Annotated in this window: 17 protein-coding genes; 13 read left to right on the top strand and 4 right to left on the bottom strand. The window is 38.0% G+C overall.

Features of this window, described 5'->3' with window-relative positions; genetic code table 11:
• Positions 1–551 precede the first annotated feature (551 nt).
• Genes CYAN7822_RS31635 through CYAN7822_RS31625 form a run of 3 tightly spaced genes read right to left on the bottom strand, consistent with a single transcriptional unit; the run spans position 552 to position 4,511 of the window.
• Complete coding sequence (locus CYAN7822_RS31635) at positions 552–995, bottom strand: hypothetical protein (RefSeq protein WP_013334993.1); 444 nt, start codon at positions 993–995, stop codon at positions 552–554.
• Positions 985–2,184 (bottom strand): ATP-binding protein, encoded by a 1,200-nt coding sequence (locus tag CYAN7822_RS31630; RefSeq protein ID WP_013334992.1) that lies wholly within the window; start codon positions 2,182–2,184, stop codon positions 985–987. The genes CYAN7822_RS31635 and CYAN7822_RS31630 overlap by 11 nt, the downstream gene beginning before the upstream one ends.
• Positions 2,184–4,511 carry a Mu transposase C-terminal domain-containing protein gene (locus CYAN7822_RS31625; protein WP_049802809.1) on the bottom strand — a complete coding sequence of 776 codons (2,328 nt, stop codon included), beginning with the start codon at positions 4,509–4,511 and terminating at the stop codon, positions 2,184–2,186. The genes CYAN7822_RS31630 and CYAN7822_RS31625 overlap by 1 nt, the downstream gene beginning before the upstream one ends.
• On the opposite strand from CYAN7822_RS31625, the gene cas6 reads away from it, so the two are divergent.
• Genes cas6 through cas5 form a run of 4 tightly spaced genes read left to right on the top strand, consistent with a single transcriptional unit; the run spans position 4,502 to position 7,991 of the window.
• A complete protein-coding gene (gene cas6 / locus CYAN7822_RS31620) occupies positions 4,502–5,086 on the top strand; it encodes a type I-MYXAN CRISPR-associated protein Cas6/Cmx6 (protein WP_071881455.1) in 585 nt (194 codons plus the stop codon). The two genes, CYAN7822_RS31625 and cas6, sit on opposite strands and share 10 nt — an antisense overlap.
• A gap of 11 nt (positions 5,087–5,097) precedes the next feature.
• Positions 5,098–6,444 carry a type I-MYXAN CRISPR-associated Cas8a1/Cmx1 gene (gene cas8a1 / locus CYAN7822_RS31615; RefSeq protein WP_245602850.1) on the top strand — a complete coding sequence of 449 codons (1,347 nt, stop codon included), beginning with the start codon at positions 5,098–5,100 and terminating at the stop codon, positions 6,442–6,444.
• Position 6,445: 1 nt separating this feature from the next.
• Positions 6,446–7,351, top strand: coding sequence for a DevR family CRISPR-associated autoregulator (locus CYAN7822_RS31610; protein WP_013334991.1), 906 nt, complete (start codon positions 6,446–6,448; stop codon positions 7,349–7,351).
• A 4-nt stretch (positions 7,352–7,355) separates the two neighbouring features.
• Positions 7,356–7,991, top strand: coding sequence for a type I-MYXAN CRISPR-associated protein Cas5/Cmx5/DevS (gene cas5 / locus CYAN7822_RS31605; RefSeq protein WP_013334990.1), 636 nt, complete (start codon positions 7,356–7,358; stop codon positions 7,989–7,991).
• A 553-nt stretch (positions 7,992–8,544) separates the two neighbouring features.
• Here cas5 and CYAN7822_RS35100 read toward each other — a convergent pair.
• Positions 8,545–9,576, bottom strand: a complete 1,032-nt coding sequence (locus tag CYAN7822_RS35100) for a TniQ family protein (RefSeq protein WP_013334989.1) — start codon at positions 9,574–9,576, stop codon at positions 8,545–8,547.
• A gap of 810 nt (positions 9,577–10,386) precedes the next feature.
• On the opposite strand from CYAN7822_RS35100, the gene CYAN7822_RS31595 reads away from it, so the two are divergent.
• From CYAN7822_RS31595 to CYAN7822_RS31555, 9 genes are all read left to right on the top strand, one after another.
• The gene (locus CYAN7822_RS31595) at positions 10,387–10,797 is read left to right on the top strand and encodes a hypothetical protein (protein WP_013334988.1); all 411 of its coding nucleotides are present in this window, start codon (positions 10,387–10,389) and stop codon (positions 10,795–10,797) included.
• Between the two features lie 402 nt (positions 10,798–11,199).
• On the top strand, positions 11,200–12,036 hold the full coding sequence (locus tag CYAN7822_RS31590) for an ArdC-like ssDNA-binding domain-containing protein (protein WP_013334987.1): 837 nt from the start codon (positions 11,200–11,202) through the stop codon (positions 12,034–12,036).
• Positions 12,037–12,102: 66 nt separating this feature from the next.
• Positions 12,103–12,321 carry a hypothetical protein gene (locus CYAN7822_RS31585; protein WP_013334986.1) on the top strand — a complete coding sequence of 73 codons (219 nt, stop codon included), beginning with the start codon at positions 12,103–12,105 and terminating at the stop codon, positions 12,319–12,321.
• Positions 12,322–12,411: 90 nt separating this feature from the next.
• Positions 12,412–12,894 carry a hypothetical protein gene (locus tag CYAN7822_RS31580; RefSeq protein WP_013334985.1) on the top strand — a complete coding sequence of 161 codons (483 nt, stop codon included), beginning with the start codon at positions 12,412–12,414 and terminating at the stop codon, positions 12,892–12,894.
• A gap of 53 nt (positions 12,895–12,947) precedes the next feature.
• A complete protein-coding gene (locus tag CYAN7822_RS35095; RefSeq protein ID WP_013334984.1) occupies positions 12,948–14,795 on the top strand; it encodes a hypothetical protein in 1,848 nt (615 codons plus the stop codon).
• Between the two features lie 75 nt (positions 14,796–14,870).
• The gene (locus CYAN7822_RS31570; protein ID WP_013334983.1) at positions 14,871–15,353 is read left to right on the top strand and encodes a DUF6876 family protein; all 483 of its coding nucleotides are present in this window, start codon (positions 14,871–14,873) and stop codon (positions 15,351–15,353) included.
• A gap of 78 nt (positions 15,354–15,431) precedes the next feature.
• Positions 15,432–15,953: a single-stranded DNA-binding protein gene (locus CYAN7822_RS31565; protein ID WP_245602839.1), complete on the top strand. Its 522-nt coding sequence runs from the start codon at positions 15,432–15,434 to the stop codon at positions 15,951–15,953.
• 116 nt (positions 15,954–16,069) lie between these two features.
• Positions 16,070–16,258 (top strand): hypothetical protein, encoded by a 189-nt coding sequence (locus CYAN7822_RS31560; RefSeq protein WP_013334981.1) that lies wholly within the window; start codon positions 16,070–16,072, stop codon positions 16,256–16,258.
• A 93-nt stretch (positions 16,259–16,351) separates the two neighbouring features.
• Positions 16,352–16,750 carry a hypothetical protein gene (locus CYAN7822_RS31555; protein WP_013334980.1) on the top strand — a complete coding sequence of 133 codons (399 nt, stop codon included), beginning with the start codon at positions 16,352–16,354 and terminating at the stop codon, positions 16,748–16,750.
• Positions 16,751–16,916: the final 166 nt, after the last annotated feature.

Here is a 16,916-nt window from a genome sequence, read left to right as displayed (position 1 = left end):
AGCGATCGCATTATGCCAGGAGATTCTCCTCTATCGATTAAATATTAACTTGTTTGACATTCAATGTAAATTCAAAAAAGGGTTTAAAGCTGAAAGTTTGCCTACACATCTCCTAACACTCATCAACAATTAAATGTTTTGTCCCGACTTATTATCTCAGAGTAGGGATTATTTATTTTTGACATTTTTGACTTTTTTAAAAACAATTTCATGCTCCGCATTGCTGCTTAATGAAGTTTTTAAAAAGTAAAAATCATGGGATACGTTTATATTTTGCATTTTGCCCGTCCCATTTCTCCCAAGCATACCGCGCAGCATTATGTCGGTTGGACGACCGATTTAGATGAATGGGACAACAACCATAAGTTGACCAAATTGGTCACTTTATCGTTGTCAAAGAAGGTGGACAACTTATCGTTGTTATTGATGTCACTTGAGTTAAGAATAAATTAGTTATTTAATTTTAATCCTAACTCATGTCGAGTTGTGTTAAAAACTTCACGCACTTGAGAGTACCGAAAATAACTGGGCTTGGTGATAAGTTGAGCAACTCAGTCTTCCGTCGGATATTCTCCCTGTTTAAACAGCATCTTTGTAACTTGTTCAACTTCATTACAACATTGTTTTAAGGAATCTAAATAACAATCTTTTTTATAACTTAAGCGTTTAGCTACAATTTTTTGACATAAATCTCGAAAATACCGAGATATAAATTTTTTATCGACTTTGAGATTTTTAGCAATAATTGTAAGAGGGGAAATTAAATCAGGAGATTGTTCAAGATGTTGATTCAAAAAGTTTTCAATCTGGTTTAAATCACAAGAACGAGGTGATATACGCTTTTGTTGATGAGGTTGAGCTTTAGCCAAATTTTCTGGAGATGCAAAAACCGATGAACTAAAGTTTATGGTTAAAAAAATCAAATAAAGAAATTTGGGTAAGATAAGCAATTTTAAGTCATACCACTCTAGCGGCTCATACGAGTCAGGTTTCATCTTGCCCTCCTACTTGGTCACGGACGGGTTTGCGTTTAAAGGGTTTATTTTTAACATCTTTTTTAGTTTTTTGGGCAGTTGAGTTAGGATCAGTTGAATTAGCATTGCTTTTAGACGGCTTTGAAGCTGATTTCATACCCAATAAAACTTTTAGGCGATTAGTAGAATCTTCGGTTTCTTCAAGTCTAGCCTCACCCTCAATAGCCTCCTCAATCATCTGCTCACAATCAAGTCTAGATTTAGCAGTTTCTTTGAGATAATCAAACGACAGACTCGGAGCATCGTTAGCCAGAGCAAGATCATAAGCATCAGTCAGCCAATCAATTAAAGTGCCTATATTACCAATGCTGCGCTCAAAACAAAATTCCCAAATTTGTTTTGTAATGGTAGGTTGATTAGGAAAAGGCATCCGATGAATTAGGTTATAGAGAACCCGTTTAAATTCTTTGCACTCATCATCGTTTTCCCATCGATAGCGGTGAAAATGAATTTTTAAGGTGCGTCGGCTTAATTGAGGACTTAACTCTAAAAACTCCAATAATTCATAAGTTCCAAAACCCGTTAAGGGAATTTTTGTGCCGTTAACCACTGATTTCAAGCAGTCCATATGGGCTTTGAGAAGATCTTCATTGGCTCTAATCCCAATATGCTGAAATTCATCAATAGCAAGGGTATAAGGATGACGATATTTGAGTGCTTGTTTCATTGATATTTTGAGAGAATCTTCTGTTGCTCTCGCTCCAATAATTAATCTGCCATTATTACCGCGACGTATTCCTTCTTCTTCATAGTTAATTTTGTTATAGTCGATTTTATATTTAATTCCTGGCTCATCGACTTCTAACAAAACCTGTTGATAAAACTTTTTCCAGCGAAATGTTCCTTTTCCTGGTGCATCAGCTTCAACGCAAATGATAGGAATCCAAGCCGGCTCAAGCTCCATTTGAGGAAGACTTTCTTCAAGTATTCTTTTCTTGAGTAAGTCCATTAAAGTAGATTTGCCGACTCCCGAAGGGCCGATAAGGAGAATTGTAGAAGCTCCAGCAGGCTTACAAACTTTGCGGTATAACTGATTGTAGGTTTTATGCAAAATCTTGTGCATAAAAGTTATGTCTGGACTCTTGAAAAAATCCAATCGTTTCTGTGGCGATTGGTTGAGAAGTTCAGGGGGAAATCCTTGCAATGCCATTACCATTCCTCCAAAGGTTCAAAAAGTTCCTCGAATTCGTCATTGTCGTCGTCTTCATCGACTTGTGTCTGTTGTATCGGTGAAGGAGGAGAAATAGAGGAACTAAGAGCTATATATTCCCTATTTTCAAAAGTAAATAAATCTATCTCAGATGAATCGTTAGAAGTTTCTTTTGTAGAAGGTTTACCCTCAATTTCATTTAATACCTCTTTAAGTTCCTCATCTCGTAAGTGTTGAGCTTGAACCGCTTTTTTCGCCTCGCGCCAAGAGGGTGTTAAAATGGCTTCTTCCCTCTCAATTCGAGTAAAAAACTGAGCCAGGTTTTTGCCTGTAATATCGCTAAATTGTTGATTCTGTAACTGATTAAGCTTTTTCAACTCGTCCGATGCTGTGATTAACTCTTTAACTGAACGTCCTTGTAGTTCTCGTATATAACCCGAACGACATTGAACCCATTCACCTTTTATATAGGCATAGGCGATAGTGACATCAAACGGTTCATATTTAACAGCAACACGGGTATTTCTTACACGCTCAAACGAGGGATGACCATAGTAGAGATAATTTATTTTGATGCCCTTGGGGGTAATTCTTCGCATTCCATCGTTATCCGTCGGTGCAGGTAGAGATAACAGCTTAAATTCTTCATAAGGGATGAGTAGATGTCCGCGCAAACCTCCTCTAGCCAAACCAATCTCAAAAGCTTCACGAGGAGTCATCCTTAAAGTAGGATGCGGGCAAGTGTCGTAAATTTCATAACAGTATTCACAAAAGTAGCGGTAGAGTTTATCTAGTGTCCAAACTGCATGATATTTAGGATTAACGCTTTTGGTGACTTGCCGGACTTTTTTCATAATTTGGGTATTACCCTTGAGGTTATGCCAAAATTCTCTGTCAGCTACCCCAAAAAAACTTTCGATGACACTACCATCTCTTGTGTTGGCTCTTTCCTTTTTAGTGACATGAGAATAAGCCAGCAGCATCTCAAAATTGCCGGATTGAAAATCACGGCCTCCATCTACTACCAAAATTTGGGGCAATCGACCAAAACGTTGAACACAAATTCTCAGCACCATCATGTTTGAGCGGTAACTAGGAGAATCAAAAGTCATATAAGCAGCTAAAATACGTCGAGAATAAGCATCAATCAGAAGAGTAACCCAGGCTTTACCTAAATTAGCCTGATGTTCTCCCTCATTCATCTCCATACCAAGGTTTAACATTATAAGACTGAGTAATTGGACATCAGCCAAAGTATGATCTATATGAGCTATTTCAAAGGGACGTTCACCGTGAATTGGTGTATTTCGGTCAAGAAACTCGTAGAATGTTTCTTCTTGATAGGCTGCTCTGCTACCCTGACGTTTTTTAACTTGTTCTACCACTGGGCGATTTCTGATGCTTCGACGGTAAGTTTCTAAACTAGGCGGCCGAAGACCAGTATGAGCGCATAATTCTTTAAAAGCTTGAAAGGCATGACGAATAGATGGCTGTTTGTGGGTTTCATATTCCTCTTGGATATGTTTTTCCATTAACTGATGAACGTCTTTGTCCATTTTGGATAAAGAGTTTCCTTTGTGGCGATGTTGAGGAATGAGTCCGATAAAGCCTCTACCATAAAGTTGTTCAGCTTTTCGGTAACTTGCCAGCCATCGCCGTTGAGTTCGATTAGTAGGAGTTGAAGCCGTACCTTTCAAAAAAGCTTCTATTTGTTGATAGCGTCTATGAGCTTCTTGAAGGTCGGCTTGACTGGTATAACTAAAAATTTCTTCAATTTTAGGATTAAGTGAAGAAAAATTCGGGGAAGATAATCCTACAATTTTCTCTTGGTGAACCAGAGTTGAAAAAACTGAGTTAGGTAAATGTTGAAATGTATTATTTTCTCCTTGAAGTCCTACATAGTTATTTCCTAGGTTAACAATTGTCCAAGGCTGACCATCCCAAGATATTTGTGTACCTATTGCTACATTGAGGGGAGAATTAAAAGTTTCCCAATTTGAAGGGACAATAGTTGTCAGTTGAGAATGGGTAAACGCTTCTGTCGCGCTAAGAAAAACCTGGACTTGCTCAGGACAACTTAAAGGAATGGCAAATAGGTCAACATAAATTTTATCAGTAAGAATTAAAACATGAAAATCATCAATACTTGCTATTTCTATTTTCTGTTGAAGTTCGCTTAAATAAATCCCAGGATTAGCTTTGACCATAGCTAAAACGGCATCAGTAACTTGAGCTTCAACATTAGGACATTTAATTAAATAATCTTCTAACCAAACAAAATTTCTTTGAAAAATTGGATTGTCGAGTAATTCATGAGATGGAAGCAATCAGCATTCATCCGATAGCAGGAATTCCTCAACCCCTCAATCAACTTCGCCTGACCAATCGCTCACGACTTCGCATAAGGCTGCCTATTGACCAGATCCCCTTGGTTTACCCCCTAGCAGGACAAACCATTACTATTGACTGGGGTATAGAACGAGTTTCGCACCAAGCCAAGTTCCAACTGGGAATTCCCTATCCCACTGCACTACAACCAGCTTCTACCCTTTATTCTCGCTTGGTCTTAATTCATCGTGCCGAAACACCTGAAGCAGTTTTAGAAGTTGCTCAACGTCAACTGAATCGAAAGGGAATAAAAGGAACTATAGAATTACCGACAAGAGCTAATGGTGAAGTTCAATGTAGGCTGCTTACCATTAAGAAAAAACATCAGTTATTTCGGCTGCGGGGATTTGGGATGAAAGTTACCAAACTCAGCGAAAAGGACTCTATTAAATTGCAGCAAAGTGGCATTGGTGGCAAGCATAAAATGATGTGCGGTGTGTTTGTTCCTACATGGCGTGAAACAACAGAAAAAGATGAAAATAGCAACGTCCTGGTCATTTATTCTGGTCGTTAACTTCTCATAGTATTAGTCTCAACTGGCAAGGAGAAGATTTTGAGGTTTTAGACTGGTTATTAAAACAATCTTTTCAGATTAGCGATAAAGGTTTAATTACTTTGACAGGCTTAAATCCCCCATCAATTGAACTAATTAACCAAATTCATTTGCATTTCTCGATAGGAGCCACTTTTCTTAGACATTGTAAATTTTGTAAATACGGTAAACAAACAGTTCAAGAAATTATCATTGAGGGAAAACAACGAAAACTAACTTATAAACCTATAAAATGGTATGCTCATCAAACTTTTGCTAAACAACTTTGTCAAGCTGGACAACTATTAACAGATTATATCTCTATTATTAGTTGGCTATATTTAGGGGCAACCGTTCGCCACGCCATGCTAGACAAATATAATAAAATCCAAGAAAAACCGGAGTTTGCCTTAGTTTTATTATTTGTCCCTGTTGTTTGCCAGTATTTTATTTTTCATCCCTATTACGAAAAAACAGACAATAACAATCCGGAGAAATATTTAATTGTTATTCCTGAAATTCTTGATTTAGAAGAGGCTGCTTATCAACGTTGGCAGTCAGGAAATTTAGCTTATAAAAATTATCATGTATCGAGTTTAGGAGAAGCTGCCTTAATTACCTATAGCTGGCATGAAGTGGAAACCCAAAGGTCATGTGAACGAACCTGTCAAGTTTTACTTTATGAAAAATTCAACAAAGACTCTCATCAAAGAAGTTTAATCGAAACTAGAGACATAACCATTAATCTAAATATTTTAAATACTTATTTTTTAATAAAACAATTTTTTCAAGAAAATCAATTTGATAGTTACGGTAAAAACAGGTGGATTAAAGTTAATTTTATTCGCGGAATAATAGCAGATAATTTAGTTAAAGGTGTACCTTGGTGGTCAGATTTCTGGAAAATTCTTAATCAAGAAGACATTGATGGAGAATTGGCACAGCAACTTATTGATAACAAAGAGGGATTAATAGCCATGATTGAGCAGGATAAAGAAATGGAAGATTATAAATTATTTGTGCAAGCTTTTCATGAAGCTTTAAGGAGAAACTACGCCAAAATACAAAAACGAACCCAAGAGGGAGAAAGGGCTAGATTTGACCGAGAATATGAGCGTATTAGAGGAGAATTAAATCGATGTTATGATGAGCATTCTTTTAGCGATTTTCTGGCTGATTTTTTGGCTAGAGCCGGTTTTCTTTCAACTTTATATGACGAATGGGATTCTGTCTTACCCTTCATAACTGAATCTGTACCTTGGCAAAAAGCAAGAAATATTGCCTTGTTTGCTTTAGCTACTTATAAACCTGTTAGTAAAAATCAATTAGAAGGAGAGTAATATGTTTTATTTATTTGGAACAGTTATAACTCATTATGGGCCAGCTTCTTTAAATCATGAAAAAGCACGGGGTAATGTAAGTCCTTTACAAAAAACTTACTGGGATGGTCACATTCATTCTTTAGTAAGTGGTGATGCTATTCGTTGGGGTTTACGTTACACTTTACAAAAAGAAGGTTATCCGATTAATCGACGTTGGAATGAGGATGAGTTTACTAATGATTTAGTCAATGAAAATTTTGACCCTGTAGAATTTGTTGATGATGATTTATTTGGCTATATGTACGCTGAAGCAGCTAAAGAAGATATACAAGAAGAAGAACCTTCTTCGACTGGCAAGGAACGACGTAATCAAACAAAAGGTAGTATAGTTCAGCGACTTGGTGCATTAGGAGTTAATCGAGGAGTTTCTCTTATTCCTTATACTGGAGCGCTAACTTTTAATGCTAAAAGCGGAAAAATTAAAGATAGAACCGCTTTACATTTTCTTGAATACCATAATACTCGTTATCAATATACGTTTGCTTTAGACCCTAATCATTTGAAAGTGAAAGAGCGAATTTTAGCTTTTATTGATGCTTTAATGAATATTCGTAAAGTTGGGGGAAATAATAATGTATTCTGCTATAAGTTTACTCCTGAAAGTTTTGTGCTTTGTTGGACTCAGCGAGAAACTCCAGGAATTTTTTATTGTTTTGAGGAAGGTGATTTAATTCCCAAAATGAAATCTGAGGTTCTTGAGGATATTGAGGTCGGGGATATCAAAGCCTCGGAGTTATGGATTGGGGGGAGGGTTGCTAAAGGTCTTAAGATTAAAAATGCTCATATTTTTCGGGGAAAAGAGCAAGCTATAGAAGATTTAAAAAAAGTAATTGTTAAAGATTTGGAGCTATCTTACCCTTATTAAAATTATGTCCTCAATAGCAGTATATATAGATGTCCCTTTTGCCAGTTTCCGTCAATCTCACAGCCGGGAATATGGCAAAACTTATCCGGTTCCCCCTCCTGCAACGGTTTATGGAATGTTACTATCTTTGGTGGGAGAGTGGGATGTTTATTTGCATTGTGGGGTGCAGTTGGCTATGGCTATGATTTCTCAGCCACAAATCTCAAAGGTTTTGCGGAGGATAAGACGGTTTAAAGTTAAAAATTTTAGTGATGATAGAAATACTAACCCTGAGTATCAAGAGGTTTTATCGAATATTAAATTTATCGTTTGGGTAGCTTCTAAAAATGAGCAAGCACAACCAACTTTAAGAGAAAGAATTGAGCAAGCACTAATTTATCCTGAATCGGTTAAGCGTGTGGGTTGTTTATATTTAGGGGAAAGTAATGATTTAGTTAATAAGATAAAGTTGATATCGAATGATTATTGTTTTGAGGAGCGATGGTGGTTAATGCAAGATGAGGATGGATTAATTATTTTACCCTATTGGGTTGACCATGTTGGGTCTAAAAATACTAGATGGCTGAGGTACGGGTTAAAAAAAATATCGGTAGAGTTTCCACCGGAGTCTTGTTGGACTACTATTCAAGCTATTAGATAGAAACTGATAATATTTGTAACTTCTAGATATCTGTTAAAAAGGTGCTTGTAAAATTAAATGTGAACCCTAATTTATCAAGGGTTCTAAAATTGCGGTGCGTCATGGCTGACTGCCTATTGGCGTTGCTCAAGAAAATCGGGCTTGATTCGTTGCTGAACCCGCCTCAGTTGCTGAAACCGCGTCGTACATCATGGTTTACTGCCTATTGGCGTTGCTCAATACTGAACAGTTCCTTGGCTATCAATAGCAAAATAAAGCATAGTACATCATGGTTTACTGCCTATTGGCGTTGCTCAGGGATTCGTTTACATTTTACATTTTGCCCGTTCCATTGTGCATCATGGCTAACTGCCTAATGGCGTTATCTAAACTATAAAAGGGATAATTGAATTTAAGTAAAGGTTGATAGATTTTACCTTCTAAAAATGCCTCATCTTACCTCACTTTTTCCCGATCATCAAGTAGCTTGAGAAATATTATCCAAGTGAGTTGGGGAAGACCGAATATTTACCTATTTTTACTTATTCTCTCTTCTCTGCTCATTTTTCCGTCACTATAAAATTGGAAGTTGATAATTAATCTGAAAATTATCAAATAAAATTTTACTCAAACCAGTTAAATCTTCTAAAAATAGTTCAGATACAGAAATATGGGCTTTAGAGCAAACAGGAATAATTATCTTAATAAGATTTAAGGGTTTATCTCCATGCTGACTTAAATTCAGCTTTAAATGCTCTATAATTTTTCCTAAAACTTTAATGTGTTTCAAATCTTGGCTAATAACTTTTTCAAAGCAAAATAAAATTAACTGTAACTTTTGGATAAACTCGTCAAGAGTTGGTTGAGACCCTAACCGAGGAGTAACAGCTATTAAATCTCCTATATTTTTGATAATCAATAAACTTTCTGGAAAATTTTTGAAATTACATTTTGGATTTTTATTTTTATTATCGCCTAACCACTCTCCGCAATAAAAACAATGTCCTAATGGCAAAAAATTAGCAATTACAGGTAAATGAGAACCGCATTTAGGGCATTCATCAACTAACTGACATTGATGATGCAGACAAAATTTAACATCTTTAAATGACCATAATAAAGGGTCATAAAGGCTTACTTTATCTTGTTTACACTGTTCATAGCATTGAGGACACCAAGCACGATATTGACGAAATAACCCTCTTTTGTTAATTACCTCTTTCCAACTTAAACAAGTTAAATATTTTAAATCTTGACGTTGAGTTAGCTTCTCCAACGCTTGAACAAGTAATAGCTTCATATCTCGCATTCCATTAAGGGCTGGCTTGGCATCAGTATTACCAAATAAACTGCTAACATCTTTACTGTGTAGAGGTGATTGATAATCTTTCCCCAGAATTTGAGGAGCAATTTCTAGCATAATTAATTTTTGAGATTTAACACAATGCGCTTCAGCTAATCGATTGACATAACTGCTTAAGCTTTCTGTTTGGGATGTTCCTATTCCAACCGGCTCTAAACTAAACAAGCGACTTCGTTTAGGAGTTTCTGGTGACTTGAGACTTACGATTTCTAACCCATCGTCGAGTTCATTATAATTAGACATATCGTTAAATGCCCTTTTTTAACAATTGTGCTTGGCAAACATAATTTTAATCTATCTTCTTAAGCTCAAATATTAATAAAAATAATAAAAAATTCTTAATTACTTGCTTCGGTTGCTGTCTTGTTGCTGTCTTGTAGAGAGTGTAAACATTGTGTCGCTGGAACTCAAGGACACCTTATGGTTGTTTTTTGGACTTTCGGACAACTTATGATTGTCAAGCGTACATTTTCAATTGAATTCGCCAACGAAAAACTAAGCATTTCAGGGATTGCTGTTACTTAAAGTAAAAAGTGGCCGTTTTTAAAGGATAAAGTGGCCGCTGTCTAAAACCTAAACTACAAGGGCGCTAGAACTTATTCCGTAACAAAAGGTGATCGTCTCTTTCTTAAAAACTAAAGCCAGTTAATTATGCTTATAGGCAATCTTTTACTCTAAATTCCAGGGACGGTCACTTTATGCTTTAAAAGCGGCCACTTTATCCTTTAAGTGACAATTGCTCTGGTCAACTTATAGTTGTCAGTTTGGTCACTTTATGGTTGTTGTCCCAATGAAAGAATTAGAGAGCAAAGAAAAGGGACGGGAGCGAGATTTTGTCAGGTAGCTGCCGAGAGAGAAATTCCCTTTAAAGTTGTTGAAGTTTTAACTGGTGGTCGCTCTTTAGAAAGAGCCATTAAAAGATACAAAAAAACTCGCAAATTCTGCCCGATCTGCTCACCGTAATTCAAACAAATTTAATGCCTTAAGTGCTTCACGCACTTTTTTTTTCATGAATTTATAGACGGCTTACAAAATTTTTACGGAGGTTTGACGATGAATACCAATCCCATTCCCGAAGATTTATCGGTTTTAGTAATTACGAATAATTTAATTGTGGGAAACAAAAGCGGTTTGTTAATTCTCCTTAGCGCGATCGCATCGGCTTTATCTGATGGAGGAGGTGTTGGGGAATTTTTAGATCCAAATGGGGATGCTTTTGAGGTGGACATCAAAGTTTGTGATAATTTCGAGCAATTAAAAAGCCATACAAAAAGCGAACCAACAGGAGAAATCAACCCGAACGTAGAAGCTGTTTTGACCGAGTTAATGAAGAGGAATTCTTTACTTTTAATTCTAAAGACTATAAAGGCAATCTGCATTAAAGCGAATAATAATAATCCCTACTTTGATTGGGATAGCGACGCAGATGTTATTGCGGCAATCATGGAAAGAATTGAAAACTAAAAAGAAGTATCCTTCCCTATTTATCGTCGCTTCGCTCCTTTGGGTGTGGGGAACGGATAAGTTCAAAGTGCAACCCCGCCTCGGAGCAATGCAATGGGGCCTAAAACCCCATCTAACCGTACACTACACCCCACACCCTACCCCCTACACCCTGCTCAAGGATTGATTTCCTTCGAGATTTAAAGGTTGGGCAGGAAGCGGGAAAAAGAGCGATCGCGTCGTTATTCTTTGACTAAAACTTTTCCGCTCATAAGAACTTTATAGCATGAAGCTCTTAGGTGAGCTAACCAGGGCGGTTAGCTGACTTTTTGGGGTTTTATCCTAACAAAAATAAGCCACAGCCAAACGAAGTTATGTTCTTTGGCTACGCCAATTATTTTACTGTAGATTTTGGGAAATTTTATGGAGAAAACCAAGGACGCTTTAGAAAAATTAGAAGCGGGTATCAGCGAACTCCTAACTTCTAATAATTGGCAACAATATCTCAAAAAACAATCGCAATTTCATCGCTACTCTTTTAACAATACCATGTTAATTCTTCTTCAATGCCCTCATGCGTCTAGAGTAGCAGGATATCAACAGTGGCAAAATCTGGGACGACAAGTTAAGAAGGGAGAAAAGGGAATTAAAATACTGGCTCCTCTTAAGAGGAAAGTCGAGAGAGAAACCGATAACGGAAACCCTGAGTTCAAATGGATTCTGAACGGTTTTAAAATCGTTTCAGTTTTCGATATCTCTCAAACCGAAGGCGATGATTTACCTCAAATAGTTTCTTCATTAACGGGTGATGATCAAGGTTTATTAAACAGGCTCGTAGCTTTTAGTGAAAACAATAAAGTTCCCGTTTATTTTAAGGGGGCACTTGGTGCTAATGGTTATTGCCGTTATGATAGAATTACTGGAGAGCCTAAAGAAATTGTAGTAGATCCCTTACTCCCTCCCCTTGGCAAAGCGAAGACATTAGCTCATGAAATTGCTCATTCAATATTACATAAAAGGGGAGATTATGTCGAACATACCCCTACTTCTACAGCCGAACTAGAAGCCGAATCAGTGGCTTTTGTCATCCTACAACATTTCGGGTTAGATTCATCGAATTACAGTTTTGGCTACATTTGTTCTTGGCAGCAAGAGAAGGATGCTATAGAGCAACTTAAGAGGTCAGGAGCAAGCATTCAGAAAGCGGCTCAACAGGTAATTGATTTCCTCTCCATACAATCATCTTATGCCGTAGCTTAATTAACAAAGATTTGCCCGGCTAACCGCAGTATTTTTCATTACCATAAATTCACTTTACTTGTGGCTATGACTAATTATCTTGCAGCTTACTACTTAGATTCTTGCCCTCTATACTGGGGATTGACTACCCAGAAATCTGAAGCACTGTTTGGACCTTTCGACACTACAGAAGAAGCCTGGAATTTCTTAAATCAATTCCAGAACATTATTGAGGAACTAGAGAAAAATCCTGAGCAATATCCTCAAGCGATCAAAGAAAAATACTTGGGGTTTACAAGTTCATAATATCTTGAGTTATCAGTTGTTATTATTAATGACTGATAACTCAAGATTTCTGTCGAATGTAACGGGGAAATCTTTTAAGGAGAATGTTTAATGCTCTTAATTCTTCATAACAAGTTAGGGTTAATTGAGAGGTTGCTTTTAGGATTTAATTATAATCCGTTATCAATTAAAGAAGATCAACTAGATTTAGTTGCTGTCGCAGAAACTAATATTTTAGACGAAGCTTGGAACTGGACCCAAAATTGTTGGCCGCAAGCTGAAAATGCTGTTGCCCGCCTCGCCCCTCAACGCTCAACGGATGTGGGGGATATCATTCAAACCGAATCGGGAGAATCTTATTTAGTCGATTCTTCTGGATTTACTCTACTTGAAAAGCAGCCTATATATGCTCATGTTTCTCAGGTAGTACAATATCCTACCGGGGAACAGGGAGAACTTTTTCCTACTCTTTCAGTCAAGGATTGGGCATCTCTTCCTCTAATTGAAACTCAACGTTTTTCCCACAGCTTTTATTACCTCGAAATCCGAAATAATTTTGGACAAACCTTACGACTTTTAAGGATTTACAAATAAGAAAAAAGCTCTCCCATTTCGGGGAGGGCTATTACTATCAAGGAGTTTTCAAAATGGATGAGAAGATTCAATTTCTAGCTCAAACCAAACTCAATCAATTAAAAGACCAGTTAGAAACTTTAGAAAAATCTCCAATTGAGGGGGATTCTAAGCAGATTAAGAAATATAACCAAGACCTTAACTACTGTCGCCAAAAAATTGCTAATTTAGAAAGTTTTTTAAGCTTTGCAGTTGGACAGAAAGTTACGAAGGATGGACAGATAGGAGAGATTGGAGCTTTAGTTTTATCCCCCGGTGGTATGCCCGAAGCATGGGTATCATGGACAATCGGTTCTGCACCAATCCCCGAACAACCAGCCAAGTTGCAAATAGTTGATGAGGCAAGGGAACTATTGCTTAATTCTAATTCCGAGAATGATAAGCAGGATTTGTTATCTTTACCAGCCTTGAATAATGGTAACACCATTCCTGAAGAAATACCAACCCCTAATGTTGAATCTAGTCCCGAAGAATTAGAACCCAAAGAATCATCAATTAACGAGGTAAGACACGATCGGACCCTTGTCATCAATGAAGAATCCGAACCATCAAATAACCAATTAGAACCGGAACAGACCTCAATTCCCGATGAGATTTTCGCCATTGGTGAAAAGTCAGAAGCTTTGATTACTGAGCGATCGGATAACCCAGTCATTCAGGATTTTAATCCATCTGATATCATTATAGATGAAGAATTCAAAGCTCTGATTCCTTCATTATCTCTAGAAGAGAAAGAGCAATTAGAAGCTAATATTTTAGCTGAGGGAATTAGAGATCCCCTTGTTCTTTGGAAGGATAAAAACATCCTGTTAGACGGTCATAACCGATCGCCAATAGCACAGAAATATAATTTACCTTTTAAGACTGTTGCTATCGAGTTAGAAGACCGAGATGCTGCCCGTCTTTGGCTAATTAATAATCAGCTAGGGAGACGAAATCTGTCACCCGAACAGATAAGTTATTTGAGAGGACAACGCTATAACTTAGAGAAGGGACAAGGAGCTAAACTTGAAGATTTAAAAGCTTCACAGATTGACCGTACAAATAGAGGAAGTCAAAATGATACTGGAAGCAAAAATCACTCGAATGATCAAAATAATGATTTAGAAGAACCTAGTGGTCACTTTGACCACCTGATCAATCAAGAACCTAGTGGTCACTTTGACCACCTGATCAATCAAGAATCTAGTGGTCACTTTGACCACCTGATGACTCAACAACCTAGTGGTCAAAGTGACCACCTTGTTAAAACTGCCGAACGTTTAGCTAATGTTTATAATGTTGGAGAGAAAACAATCCGACGTGACGCTCAATTTGCCACAGCAGTCGATCTCATTGGCGAGGTGTTGGGTCAGGAAATTAAGCAAGATATTTTAAGCCGCCAAATCCGTCTTAACAAGAAAGCGGCGATCGATTTAGCCCAAATAGCTTCGGTCGATCCTCAAAGAGCAAAGGAAGTCTTAGAGTCTTGGACTAGCGGACAAAAGCCGGAGATAGCCAAACATTTGCGCTTAACTCCTGGGTGTTTAGTGCAGGTTAATTCTCCTGATCATCGTGATCTTCATGAGCGCACAGTTCGAGTTGCTTGTGTCACGGCTAAACGAGTTCAGGTTTGGCACAGGAAAATAGACACAACTATGGAGATGATTAAGTATAACCTCGATCTCGATCAGGTTGAGTTCGTCCCCATGTCCGACAAGCCTCACGTTCAAGCTTTAAACGATCGCCTAGAGAAGCTAAGGCAATATAACTTAGATCCGTTTGAACGAGATTTTCTAGCTCTTTTCGATCGCTGCGTTGCCTTAACTCCTGCTGAGGAAGAATATCTTTCTTTCGTCGAGCGCCGCTATCTTTCCTTATAGATGGTTAGGTTTACAGCAAGAATCTACTGCTTACGCAGCTATTAGGAAGTGAACATTAATCTAGGGCGAAAACCCATGACTGCACCCACATTAACTTACAGCGAGCTATCTTGTTTTTCCGGCTCGGATATGGTGTACCGTCATATATTCAGAATGGCCTACACCGAAGGCGTAAGATCGATCGCTCAAAAAGGAGGCGCATACTGGCTTCTGGACGCGATCGGATCTTACCAACCCAAAAACCCAAAAGAGCCGTACTTAGCCGATTTTCAACTCTGGATATTGTCGATCCTTAATGCACCCCATCAGCCTCCTGAAGGGATCAAATATCCTTTCATCGTTCCTAGTAACTCTCACTACAAGGCTGTGTTAACCTGTTGGCACGATACGCCCGAAACGCCGTCACAGGAGCAATCGTGGAAGCAATCAACAAGATTTATCTTAGCTCAGGACATTTACTCTACCAATTTTCCTCTGGCAGAGATTTCTTTATATGTCTGTCCCACTGTTGTTGGGGATGAAGAACTACCGTTACTTATGCTTCCAGGTGAATACTAGAATTTTTGGGGGAAGTAGCAAAAGCTATTTCCCCCTTAAATTTTTGGTGCGCGGAACTGCTTGCCGCAGCAATGAGCAGTGAAAGAATTAGAAGGAACAAACACCATGATTGAACAAAGCAAAAGCAACAACGGACGTTTTGACTCATTACTAAATCCAGTTGTATCAATCCTTCAAGGGCTGCGCGAACTTTTCGTTCTAGTACGAGAAGTCAAGAACTTGTTGGCGCAGCAAAATGAGTTGTTAAAACAGAATAACGAGTTGTTGCAAAATCTCCTCGATAAGGAAAATTCGAGCAACCAAGTAGAAGTTAATCCCAATTTTCAGGCGGGGCTGTCAGATTATCCGACTTTTGACTGGGCTAAGATCGGTGCGACGGTCATCTCAACTGACTCAGATGGGCCTACTGTAGTCGAATATGAAGGTTTAGCCTTTAAGCGCAGACGTTCTTCAATTGATGATGTTAAAGGAGCAGCTATTTGGTTTTCTTGTTCCCAAAAGGACAATAAAGATCAGCTTACATATTTGAGATTAATCACTTTCAAGGAGCAACTTAAAATTCGCTCTTTGCATGGTGAAATTAAAGAGCATTTATCTTAACTCAATAAACAAGCGATCGCTATCTAACCAATGCGATCGCTTGTTTTTTTTTCCTCAGCACAACGCCTCAAGCTGCTGGCGCAGTGCTGAAGGATGAACTTTACGAGTGTAAACCCATGCTAACAGTATTAAGCCCAACATCGATCAATTCCGAGCGCGATTATTTAGTGGTTCTTTCTTCTTCATCTTCACAACGTAGAGTGTCAGTTACTTGGGACGAAGGAGTAGAAATTGATTGGGTTGATTGGTTAGAAGCATATAACCAGTTTGAATCCGAAAAGTTTGAATTAGTTGAAATTATTTAATGATCGTCTAGGTGAGGTCGGTACAAAACCCTCACCTAGCCAGCAAAATTAAAAAAAAACGAGCTAACCAGGGCAATTATTGGAGGAAAAATCATGCTAATCTTGATTTACGGTAGAAGACAGGAAATATCAGGCTTACCTAATTTTCATGTTTTGATCGTTGAATCCGAGGGACAACAATTTAAATGGGATTACACCAATCTAATAGAATTAGAGAATAATCTCCAAAACCATTTAAAACAAGCGCAAGAAAATTGGGGATTGGCACTACCGTTAACTCATTATATAAATAAAGATCAGTATCCAGAATATCAAGACATTGTTGGCCGTCTTGATAACTATGATATGTATTGCCAATGGATCGCACCTTCCAATTGGGTATGTGGCTTTAAAGATGGAGACAGTGTAGTTGCAAGTAGCTTCCCAAGTTTAACATCTCTCGATCGGTCCATCTGCCGTCTAGTTGATGATGAAGTAATAGAACCCGAATAAGAGGGTGAAAAGGAAATTAATACTTTCTTCCGTGCGATCGTTCGACAGATCAGTCGAATTAACCCTTACTACGACGACTTGATCGACATAGAGTTTACGGAACCTCGCCTGTCGGTGGACTATTGGGTCGTGAAGTATGTTCAACACTCTAGTCCCATCCCCAAGT

The sequence above is a fragment of the Gloeothece verrucosa PCC 7822 genome (assembly GCF_000147335.1).
In the GTDB taxonomy this organism is placed as follows: Bacteria; Cyanobacteriota; Cyanobacteriia; order Cyanobacteriales; family Microcystaceae; genus Gloeothece; species Gloeothece verrucosa.
Note: the sequence above shows the minus strand (reverse complement) of the source record. Positions and strands in the feature narration are given on the sequence as shown.